Here is an 11,032-nt window from a genome sequence, read left to right as displayed (position 1 = left end):
TAAGAATATTTAAACCAGAAAAAGTATAAGTTGGTTTATTTATTCTTATTTTTGTTATTACATTTATATAGTGAATAATATTTAGCTTAATTGCTTAATATTATTCACTTTTTTTATAAAAAACAGTAGCCTAAGCTACTGCAGAATGCATTATTATTTAGCGTTCTTTTTTTCAAGTCTTCTGTTGAATCTGTCGATTCTTCCTGTTGCTTTAACTTGAGCTTTTGATCCTGTGAATACAGGGTGGCAACCTGAACAAACGTCTACTGTAAAGTTAGGTCTAACTGATTTGAAAGTAAATGATTTTTGACATGTTGAGCAAGTAGCTTCAACTGTGTGGTATTCTGGGTGAATGTTTTGTCTCATAATAATTCTCCTTAGATTTAGTTATTATTTTGAGTAGAACTCAACAACTAAAGCATCCTTGATTTCTGGGTGTAATTCATTTCTTTCTGGTAAACGATCTAATTTAGTAGTAAAGTCTTTTCTTGTTAATCATGAAGCAGCTTCACGAGCTTCCATAGCTTCTACGATTTGTTTGTTTGTTCTTGATTTTTCTTTAAGAGTAATTTCTGATCCTACTGAGATAACCATTGAAGGGATGTTAGCTTTTTTACCATCAACAACAAAGTGGTTGTGGTTTACTAATTGACGTGCTTGTCTACGTGTTGTAGCATATCCTGCTCTGTAAACTAAGTTGTCTAAACGTGTTTCTAATAATTGAAGCATGTTTGTCCCTGTAATTCCTTTAGCTTTAACAGCTTTTTGGAATACTTTTTGTAATTGTTTTTCGTTAACTCCGTATAAGTGTTTTACTTTTTGTTTTTCGTATAAGTGTAATCCGTATTCAGATAATTTTACTCTTTTGTTTCCATGTTGCCCTGGAGCGTATGTTCTTTTCTTTCCTTTAGCAAATTCTTTTCCTGATTCAAGAATTGAAAATCCTAAACGACGTGATTTTTTAAATACAGGTCCTGTGTATCTTGACATATGATTTTCCTCTTTCTGCATAATGAGAGGGTTTATTTCTAATTGGATAAGTTTAACTTAATGTTTTCGGTTAAGCAGCTAACTTACTAACAAGAATAATTCGTTAAATTTATTTTCCAATCATAATAAACTGCTGTTTTTATGCTTATTTATTTTAACAGATTAGTACATATATATAACTAATTAATTTAATTAATTAAGTGCTAGAATATAGGTGTAAAAGATTTTATATAATAATTTCGATTTTAAGGAGAAATGAAAAATGAATAAAATTAACAAAATTAAGCAAGCCAAAATAGCAAATATTGTTACAGCAACTATATTTTTTGTTTTGGCATTAGCTGCAATTGTCTTTTTTGCTACACCAGAAATAATTGCTGCTACAGCTACAGATTCATGGATGCTAACTTTAACAATACTTTTCTATGGTTATGGAATCTATGTTTGCTCTATTTTAGGGGCTATATGATTAATTAGCGAGATAGTAAATATCATACTGCACATCACAGTTTTTAAGGCCCTTGAGTCACAAGAAGACATAGCATTGAGAAACGATATGCTTATATGATTAGTTTTTACACTACTTTTCTTATTTGGAATAGCAAATATTGTCTTAGCTGTAAAACAAAATAAGATCTTAAAAATGCCCAAAGAGTGCTAATTATAGCTTTAAAAGTCGTATAATTATACAAAGGAGTAAAAATGAATACAGATTTATATAATGGATATAAGAGAATTAAAGGGGTTAATATTGCTTTTTTAGTTTTAACATTCTTATGTATATTTTTCTTTGTTCTGTGGTTAATATTATTAACCCTCAATACCGTAAATATGGCAAGCTCTATGGATGGGAATAATAATTCAACACCTAATTTTGAAAATATCTTTGGAGGAGTACAACTAATTCCTTTTGTATTTGGAGTTATAACCTCAATTGCTATAAGCATATGTATGATTTTAAATATTGTTTTCGTTTGCACCACTAATACAGTTGCTTCCCTTAATCAAAACCATGATTCTGCAAAAACTTTAACATGGGTTGGTTTTGGACTTACATTTTGCCTACCAACAATAGGAAACATTATTTTAATTGTATCTGCATCTCAAGCAATGCATGCTGTGGCAAGTAATCAACAAACTGCTCAACCAAAACCAAATATATACCACTCAAATGATATTTTCTAGGAATAATTTAATCCCATAAAAGTAATGTTTTATGGGATTTTTAATACAGAAAAAATTAAATTGATTATAATAAATTTATACTAATTAGGAGAACAATGAAACAAAGATTATTAAGTGGGATTAAACCTACTGGAGATTTAACATTAGGAAATTATATTGGAGCATTAAGAAACTTTGTGGCTTTACAAGATGAATTCGATTCATACTTCTTTGTAGCAGACTTACATGCCTTAACCACAGGGACAGTGGATCCAATTGAACTAAAAAAAGCCCGTAAAACAATAGTAGCTTTATATATAGCATGTGGACTAGATCCTGAAAAAGCAACTATTTTTTACCAATCACAAGTTAGTGAACACGCTATGATGCAATGATTATGTGCTTCAGAAACTACACTTGGTGAATTACAAAGAATGACACAGTATAAAGATAAAGCAACTAAGCTTAAACAAGGAAATGGAACTAGCAAAATTCCAACCAACTTATTAATGTATCCAACATTAATGGCAGGAGATATTTTACTTTACAACCCTGATTTAGTTCCAATTGGTGAAGATCAAACTCAACACCTTGAATTAACTAGAAATATTGCCGAAAGATTTAATACTAAATATCACACTAGTTTTACTTTACCTGAAGGATACATTCCAAAAGTTGGAGCTAGAATTAAATCTTTAACTGATCCAAATAGTAAAATGTCAAAAAGTGAACATGGTACTAAGTCAACAATATATTTACTTGAAAATCCACAACAAGCTTATAACAAAATTATGAAAGCTGTCACGGATTCAGAAGGTAAAGTTTATATTTCACCTGAAAAACCTGGAATATTAAACTTATTAAATATTTATGCTGCTTTAAGTAATATTACATTACAAGAAGCTGAAGCCTTATTTAAAGATAAAGACTATAAAGAATTTAAAGAAGCTGTTGCTACAGTTGTTCGTGACTTATTAATTAATATTCAAGCAAAATATGAAAGTGCCCTAAAAATAGCTGATCAAATTACTGATCAAGGGGCTCAAAAAGCTTCTCAAATTGCTTCGCACAACTTAAATAAGCTAATGAAAAAAATGGGACTATATGCCAAAAAATAACTTGCAAATGCAAGTTTTTTATATTTAAAACTGGCAAGTTAAATGGCCTAAATTTGATAAAATTACAACATGTTAAGAATTATTGCAGGAAAGTACCGTGGGTACAAAATTGAACAACCAGATGAAAAATATACTCGCCCAACCACAGATAAAGTGCGTGAAGCAGTCTTTTCATCACTACAATTTAAGCTTGAAAATGCAACTTGTTTAGATTTATTTGCAGGATCAGGAGCTTGAAGTATTGAAGCTATTTCTCGAGGAGCTAGTTTTGTAACTTCGATTGAAAAAAACAAAGTGGTATTAAAAACTACTAAAGGTAATATTAATAAAATACCTGAAGCTAATAAGATTGAATTAATTAATGAAGATGCACTAGCTTTTTTAGCTCATAGCAATAAGCAATATGACTTTGTTTTTATCGATGCACCTTTTATTGAGTATGATTTAGTTTCAGCTTGCTTAGCTAAACTAGTTGAAAAATCATTACTCAAAGATGATTTTGAAATTATTGTTGAAACAGACAACTCTAGCAAAATAGCCTTGCCTGCTGGCTTAAAGGTTTATAAAAGCAAGAAATATGGAAAGATCGAGATACTATTTTTATGTCAAAACTAAATCAATATCAAAAGAATCAAATCATTGAAGTAACTTGTAGCGAATTAAGCTATGAAGGCCTTGGAACAACCCGGGATGAAAACGGGTATGCTATTTTTACAAGCGACTTATTTCCAGGAGAAAAAGCTAAAGTACAATTATTAAAAGTCAATAGTAAGTTTGCTTTTGCTAAAGTTAGCAAGCTGCTAGTTCCTTCTTTAATGCGTAATGCCAAACAACAAGATTGCATTAATTCAGCTCCTTTAATTAATTTAAATTATCAAGAACAAATTAAATTTAAAGATCAATACTTAAGTAAATTATTAGCTTGAAATTTAGGACCAGAAGTACTTGAAAATTATGTTTCATTTACTCCTAGCCCAGTGATAAATAATTACCGTAATAAGGTACGCTATCCTTTTATTATTCAAGATAACCAGCTATTTGTAGCTGAATATGATATTAAGTCAAATAATTTACATTTAGCAAACAATTTTAGCCAAAATAATCAAGCTATTAATCTAGCAATAAACTATTTATTAGACACATTAAATAATTATTACTCAGCTAATAATAAACAAAAGCACCTAGCTTTCTATGAAGAAATTACTTTGCGTGCTAATAAGCAAGATGAAATTTCACTAGCGTTAAAAATTAACTCTGATTATGATTTACCTACTAAATTGCTAGCTAAAATTCAGCAATATCAAGCAATTGTGGATTTCAATATTATAAAGAAGGATAAAACCATTAACTTGTATAACACTAAGCCATTTACAATGGAATTAAATAATATGCAATTTAACTGCAATATAAATTCTTTTTTCCAAATTAACAGTGCAATGGCAGGAATAATTTTTGCCAAAATTCATGATATAGTTGCCCAAATTCAAAGTCAAGTTCTTTTAGATGCTTATTGTGGAGTTGGGGTTATTGGACAACTAGTAGGTGGTCACAAGCACATAATTGGAAGTGATATAGCTCCTTCTTCTATACTGGATGCAAAAATCAATGCCCAACATAACCAAATAAATGGACAATACTATGTCGGGGATTCAGGCACAGTTTTTAAAAAGCAAGTTAAGAACTTACAAGATACAATTCTAATCTTAGATCCACCTCGTAGCGGAATTACTGAAGAATTTATTACTTGAATTAAACAAAATCAAATCCAAAATATAGTTTATATGTCTTGCGATCCGAAAACATTAGTCCGTGATTTAAAAGATTTAGCTTCAAATTACAATATCTCATATGTTCAAGGGTTTGATATGTTTCCAAATACTGCTCATATTGAAACAGTTGTCTTATTAAAAGCCAAAAATAACTAAAAAGTTTTAAACATTAGAAGAAATTCTAGTGTTTTTTTGTACTTCTTTTACTTTTTTAGTTCTCTTTAGATTATTTTTAATTTATATAATGAAAGGAAATAATGGAAACAGAATTAAAATTATTTGAAATTTACCAAATGAATGATGAAATTGGTAATCTGATTGCTCAGCAAGAACAAATTGAGTCTAATTATGTTATGCCTATTTTAGTTTCAAAAACTGATATATTATTTTGCGAAGTTAAAAAAATAAAAACTTATCCTGAAAACACTATTTGTAAACAATTATTAATTTATACTTGATCTCAAATTACTAACTATGTTGTTGAATTCAAAACTATTTATAAAATACCACTTAGAATTTTTATAGAGAAGTTTACCAATATACATAATGAAATTATTGGGGAAAAGATAGCTGAAAGTAATGAGTTAGAACTACTTGATGCTTTTGTTCAAGTATTAGAGCAAAAGCTTAAGATCTCAAAACTTATCTCAATTAATATTAAGCCTAAAAGTAATAACAATTGTTACTAAAATAGTTGAAAAAAAAGTTTTTGTATTAAAATATTACCATATGATTATAGACCAGAAAAAGAGAAAGTACAAAACAAGCCAAACATTTGACAGTAATACTTGATTTTTACAAGAAAGACTGCAACTGCTACATAGTGAAACAAGAAAACAACGCTTTGCTATTTTTGCAGCGCAATTCATTTATCAAGCCTTATTTATCACATTCCTAGTACTGGGAATAGTTAATGCTTATAAAACACAAAATCAAGCTGTATATCAAACTTGATACACCTATATTATTGTCGCTGTATTAATTTTTGTATATTATAATTTTTGAATTTACATTAAGACCTACCAATTGCACTATCGTTTAAAAGCAGTATTTAGCTCGCTAAAATATAATGCTAAAGAATATAACAAATTAATTAAGCTAGATTGATTTGTGACATTTTTACCTATTTCTAGCTTACTATACAAAACACTAGTATTAGAAAACCACCTAGTACCTCAAAATAAAAATATTAATGCTTTACAAGACCTTACTAATATTCGTTATTTAATTAATTTAACAAGTAATAGTAAGTTTACTAAAGTGATCCAAGATGAATTTACATTCTCAGTCCAAGACCTAACGATGTCAAGTGTTTTACTTGGATTATTCTTAATAATTACAACCTTAACAAAATTTACTGGATTATCTAAAGTTGGACTAAGCTTTGAATATGTTTTCTATATTATATTTGCCTTATTTTTCTCAACTTTTAAAGCTTCATTACTAGGATTAATAGCTGACTTTGCTTCACTACTATTTACTGGTGGAATTTGGTCATGATTCTGAATGTATGCCATAGTACCAGTGGCAGTAGTATTGATTGCTAAAGCCTTTTTATGAATGTATAAAGCAAATACAAAAGTAGCTTCCTTAGTTACAACTATTATATTAGTCATAATTTTTGTTGCTTTATTAAGCGCTACAGCATATGCTGCTTATTTACATAACATTGATCCGGATTCAGGAATATTAAAGAACTTCTTTGGTATTGATAAGAAAAATGGAAATGCAACGGGATGAAGAATTACTCGTACCTTTGGAGTTTCAACCTTATCTGATGCAGTAATTTGAAGTATGGTAGCATTAAGTGGAGCATTCTTAGCAGTTGCTATAACCCTTACTGCAATTATATGAATTAAAATGCGTCACTTAAGTCAAGAACAATTTAATTTAGTACCAAAGTTAGTCTTTGTTAAGAAATTATTAATCTCATTTGGCCTAGTTATCTCAGTTATTGTAATTGCAAGATGAATTTATGGACCATATGTTTATATTAAATATATGAATTACTTCAATGGAAAGAATTACTTGCTTGAAGATAAATACATCTATTTTATGATTCCAATTGTACTGTGTTCATTTATTTCAATTCCAATTTATACAGTGTTATTAATTACTATTTATTCAACACTTGATTACTTTGATCAACGTGTTTTAAAACAAAAACGCAAAATTACTTATTAAGCCACAGCAGTGGCTTTTTTGTATTAAAAAAGAGGCACTAGCCTCTATTTGTGATAAGTAATATTATTGCGAATTGTAAATGCACGATAAATTTGTTCCACTAGCATAACTCTAAAGAGTTGGTGAGGAAATGTCATTTTTGAAAAGTTTATTTGATTTGGGAAGTAAGATTCAATTACACCATTTGAACCACCGATAACAAAAGTTACGTTATCAACATCTAAAAAGAGATTGCCAAATTCTTCACTCGAATATTGTTTACCTCTAAGAGATAGGTAAAATACTTTAGAATTTTTAGGAATCTTTTCTAAAATTAATTCAGTTTCCTTTTGTTTCTTTAGCTCAATGTTTTCAATCTTTTGTTCTTTAATTTCGATAACATTTAGCTTACAAAAATAGTTTATTTTCTTAGCATAGTCATCATAAAGAACTTTAAATTCCTTACTTAAGGATCCAACACAAATAATATTTAATTTCATTTTTCCTCCTGGAACAAGTGACTAATATTATTTGAAATTAGTCTCTATTTATTTCTAGTTTCAATATAAAACATCAACATTTGAATATCAGCAGGGTTAATTCCACTGATTCTAGATGCTTGGCCAATTGTTAAAGGTCTAATTTTAGCTAATTTTTGTTTTGCTTCTGTAGCTACATTTGGCACTTTATCATAATCGATATCTTGAGGTATTTTAAAGTTTTCAAGTTTATTCATTTTATTTGCTTCAGCTTGTTGTTTCTTAATGTAACCATCTAATCTAACCATAATGGTTAATTCGTTTTTGAATTCATAGTCACCCACTACTTCGCTAGCTTCAACATCTGGTCTAGCAAGCACTCTAAGAAGTGAAACACCATTTTCGACCCCTAGACGTTGAGCTAAAGGACTTTTTGAAGATAGATATGAATTAGCTAATTCATCAATTTTAGCTTGAATACTTGCATATTTATCAACTACTTTTTGGTATTGTTCATCAGATACTAATCCAACTTCATTTCCGTATTTAGCTAGTCTTAAATCTGGGTTATCATTTCTAAGTAATAAACGATATTCTGCTCTACTTGTAAGCATACGATATGGTTCTTTAGTTCCTTTAGTTACTAAATCATCAATTAAAACACCAATGTAAGCATCATCTCTTTTTAAGATTAAAGGTTCTTTAATTTCAAGTTTTCTTCCAGCATTAATTCCAGCCATTAATCCTTGAGCAGCAGCTTCTTCATATCCACTAGTTCCATTAATTTGACCAGCTGTAAAGATATTGCTAATAACTTTAGATTCTAAAGAAGGCGAAATTTGTAATGGGTTTAAGGCATCATATTCAATTGCATATCCTCATTTTTGAACTTTGCAATTTTCAAGTCCTGGAATAGTACGTAACATTAAGTCTTGCACTTCTACAGGCATAGAAGTTGACATTCCATTTACGTAAATAATTGATCCATCTACTGTTTCTGGCTCAAAGAACACTTGGTGACGTGGCTTATCTGAAAAACGCATTACCTTATCTTCAATACTTGGACAGTATCTTGGACCAATTCCTTCAATTAAACCTGAATACATAGCTGAACGTCCAATGTTTTCACGAATAATTTCATGTGTTTTTTCGTTGGTATAAGTTAGATAACATGAAATTTGTTTATCTAATTTAACATTTGATCTAGTTGAAAATGATAAATAAGTATCTTCTAAGTTTTCTTTTTCAACTTTAGAAAAGTCAATTGAATCAGCAAAAACTCTAGCAGGAGTTCCAGTCTTTAATCTTTGTAATTCAAAGCCAAGTTTAGCTAATGATTGAGAAAGCTTAGGAGTAGTTTTTTGGTTATCAGGCCCTGAAATTGTGATTTGATCACCTCTTAGGATACGAGAATTCATGTAAGTTCCTGTTGTAATAACAAGTTCTTTAGCTTCTAAAATTTCTCCACTTTCAAGTCTGATTGCTTTAAATGAGTTATTTTCAACTAGAATTTCTTCAGCCACACCTTCAATTAAAGTAACATTTGGGTGTTTTTGTAAAGCTTCTAAGATAATTCTTGAATATTTTTCTTTATCAATTTGAGCTCTCATTGCTCTAACTGCTGGCCCTTTTGATTCATTTAACATTTTAATTTGAATCATTGCTAGATCTGAAAAATAACCTTGTACTCCTCCTAAAGCGTCAATTTCACGAGTAATGATTCCCTTAGCTGGACCACCAATTGATGGGTTACATGGCATCATAGCAATCCGTGAAAGATCAAAGCTTATTAAAGCAACTTTATGCCCCATATTTGCTAAAGCAAAAGTTGCTTCAACTCCAGCATGACCTCCACCAATTACTATTGCATCATATTTATTATTTGAAACTGTTTTATTCATAGTTTTTATATTTTACTATTTTGAATTTAAATCGACATAAAAAAGTTAAGCATTTTTACCCCTATAATATAAGAAACTAGGGAATTTAGCTAACTTTTTGCCAAGTTGGTAAAAATGCTAATTAAATTAGTGCTAATATGACTTTTATTTATTGACTGATTTTATAAAAGATAATATTTAGCTAAAAATTAATATACTTTTTTAACTTTTTGCTTTTAAGGGAGCGAAAAAATAAATTGAAAAGAAATAAAAAAACTGTAACTAGTTATAAAAAAACTAATATAATATAACCGAACATAAAAAGGGATACTTTTTATTAATAATTAAACTATTTGAAAGGAAGATTATGAAAAAAGTAGCAATTAACGGATTTGGAAGAATCGGAAGATTATTCTTACGTAGATTACTAGAAACTAAATCAACAGATATGGAAGTTGTGGCTGTTAACGACTTAACAGACCCAGCTACATTAGCTCACTTATTAAAATACGATACAGCATACCATGCATTACCAGTAGAAGTTTCTGTTAAAGAAGGTGCAATCGTTGTAAATGGTAAAGAAATTAAAGTTTTATCAGAAAGAGATCCAGAAAACCTTCCATGAGGTGAAATGGGAATTGACCTAGTTGTTGAATCAACAGGATTCTTCACAAAACGTGAAGGTGCAGAAAAACACTTAAAAGCTGGAGCTAAAAAAGTTGTTGTTTCAGCACCATCTGACAAAGATGTTAAAACAATCGTTTACAATGTAAACCACAAAGAATTAAACTCAGAAGACAAATTAATCTCAGCAGCTTCATGTACAACAAACTGTTTAGCACCAGTTGTTAAAGTTCTTGTTGACAACTTTGGATTAAAATCAGGATACATGACAACAATCCACTCATATACAGCTGACCAAAGATTACAAGATGCTCCTCACAAAGACTTAAGAAGAGCTAGAGCAGCAGCTCAAAACATGGTTCCTACATCAACAGGTGCAGCTAAAGCTATTGGACTTGTAGTTCCAGAAGCAGCAGGAAAACTTGATGGTGTTGCAGTTAGAGTTCCTACAATTACAGGATCATTAGTTGATTTAACAGTTATGTTAGAAAAACAACCTACAGTTGAAGAAATTAACGAAGCTATGAAGAAAGCAGCAAGTGAAACACTTGAATTCTCAACATTACCACTTGTATCTTCAGACATCATTGGACAACACCACGGTTCAATCTTCGACTCATTAATGACTTCAGCAAAAGATACAGTTGATGGAAAAATGTACAAATTATACTCATGATACGACAATGAAATGTCATACGTTTCACAACTTGTTAGAACTGTAGAATACTTTGTAAAATTATAATTAATAAATATGGAGCAAGTTAGCTTAGGCTAGCTTGTTTTTTATATAACGAATCAATAAAGATATTTGGGACAACTAAATGGTACAAATATCATGGGACAAT

Annotated in this window: 12 protein-coding genes; 8 read left to right on the top strand and 4 right to left on the bottom strand. The window is 29.8% G+C overall.

The genetic code is table 4. From position 1 onward, the window contains the following. Positions 1–153: 153 nt before the first annotated feature. Both rpmE and rpsD read right to left on the bottom strand, forming a co-directional pair. The gene (gene rpmE, locus ACNQ2T_RS03395; RefSeq protein WP_416755699.1) at positions 154–366 is read right to left on the bottom strand and encodes a 50S ribosomal protein L31; all 213 of its coding nucleotides are present in this window, start codon (positions 364–366) and stop codon (positions 154–156) included. 24 nt (positions 367–390) lie between these two features. Further along, on the bottom strand, positions 391–990 hold the full coding sequence (rpsD, locus tag ACNQ2T_RS03390; RefSeq protein WP_416755700.1) for a 30S ribosomal protein S4: 600 nt from the start codon (positions 988–990) through the stop codon (positions 391–393). 262 nt (positions 991–1,252) lie between these two features. Here rpsD and ACNQ2T_RS03385 point away from each other — a divergent pair, with 262 nt between their 5' ends. The 7 genes from ACNQ2T_RS03385 to ACNQ2T_RS03355 all read left to right on the top strand — a co-directional run bounded on the left by ACNQ2T_RS03385 (position 1,253) and on the right by ACNQ2T_RS03355 (position 7,225). Further along, positions 1,253–1,651 (top strand): hypothetical protein, encoded by a 399-nt coding sequence (locus tag ACNQ2T_RS03385; protein ID WP_416755702.1) that lies wholly within the window; start codon positions 1,253–1,255, stop codon positions 1,649–1,651. A gap of 41 nt (positions 1,652–1,692) precedes the next feature. Continuing rightward, on the top strand, positions 1,693–2,175 hold the full coding sequence (locus ACNQ2T_RS03380; protein WP_418035997.1) for a hypothetical protein: 483 nt from the start codon (positions 1,693–1,695) through the stop codon (positions 2,173–2,175). Between the two features lie 95 nt (positions 2,176–2,270). After that, on the top strand, positions 2,271–3,272 hold the full coding sequence (gene trpS, locus ACNQ2T_RS03375) for a tryptophan--tRNA ligase (protein ID WP_418018274.1): 1,002 nt from the start codon (positions 2,271–2,273) through the stop codon (positions 3,270–3,272). 69 nt (positions 3,273–3,341) lie between these two features. Then, a complete protein-coding gene (rsmD, locus tag ACNQ2T_RS03370; RefSeq protein WP_418006156.1) occupies positions 3,342–3,887 on the top strand; it encodes a 16S rRNA (guanine(966)-N(2))-methyltransferase RsmD in 546 nt (181 codons plus the stop codon). Further along, on the top strand, positions 3,875–5,197 hold the full coding sequence (gene rlmD / locus ACNQ2T_RS03365; RefSeq protein WP_418035995.1) for a 23S rRNA (uracil(1939)-C(5))-methyltransferase RlmD: 1,323 nt from the start codon (positions 3,875–3,877) through the stop codon (positions 5,195–5,197). Before rsmD ends, rlmD begins: the two co-directional genes overlap by 13 nt. 101 nt (positions 5,198–5,298) lie before the next feature. Continuing rightward, positions 5,299–5,730, top strand: coding sequence for a hypothetical protein (locus ACNQ2T_RS03360; protein ID WP_416755707.1), 432 nt, complete (start codon positions 5,299–5,301; stop codon positions 5,728–5,730). 40 nt (positions 5,731–5,770) lie between these two features. After that, positions 5,771–7,225 carry a hypothetical protein gene (locus tag ACNQ2T_RS03355; RefSeq protein ID WP_418035993.1) on the top strand — a complete coding sequence of 485 codons (1,455 nt, stop codon included), beginning with the start codon at positions 5,771–5,773 and terminating at the stop codon, positions 7,223–7,225. A gap of 44 nt (positions 7,226–7,269) precedes the next feature. On the opposite strand, the gene ACNQ2T_RS03350 is transcribed toward ACNQ2T_RS03355, so the two are convergent. Beyond that, the gene (locus ACNQ2T_RS03350) at positions 7,270–7,704 is read right to left on the bottom strand and encodes a 23S rRNA (pseudouridine(1915)-N(3))-methyltransferase RlmH (RefSeq protein ID WP_418006152.1); all 435 of its coding nucleotides are present in this window, start codon (positions 7,702–7,704) and stop codon (positions 7,270–7,272) included. A 44-nt stretch (positions 7,705–7,748) separates the two neighbouring features. Beyond that, positions 7,749–9,584, bottom strand: coding sequence for a tRNA uridine-5-carboxymethylaminomethyl(34) synthesis enzyme MnmG (gene mnmG, locus ACNQ2T_RS03345; protein ID WP_418035991.1), 1,836 nt, complete (start codon positions 9,582–9,584; stop codon positions 7,749–7,751). 346 nt (positions 9,585–9,930) lie between these two features. Between mnmG and gap the strand changes: the two genes are divergently transcribed. Continuing rightward, positions 9,931–10,929, top strand: a complete 999-nt coding sequence (gap, locus tag ACNQ2T_RS03340) for a type I glyceraldehyde-3-phosphate dehydrogenase (RefSeq protein WP_474623436.1) — start codon at positions 9,931–9,933, stop codon at positions 10,927–10,929. Positions 10,930–11,032 lie beyond the last annotated feature (103 nt).

The organism is Mycoplasma haliaeeti, assembly GCF_048284645.1.
Lineage (GTDB): Bacteria > Bacillota_I > Bacilli_A > Mycoplasmatales > Metamycoplasmataceae > Mycoplasmopsis.
The sequence above is the reverse complement of the archived record's forward strand: the minus strand, read 5'-3'. Positions and strand labels throughout refer to the sequence as shown.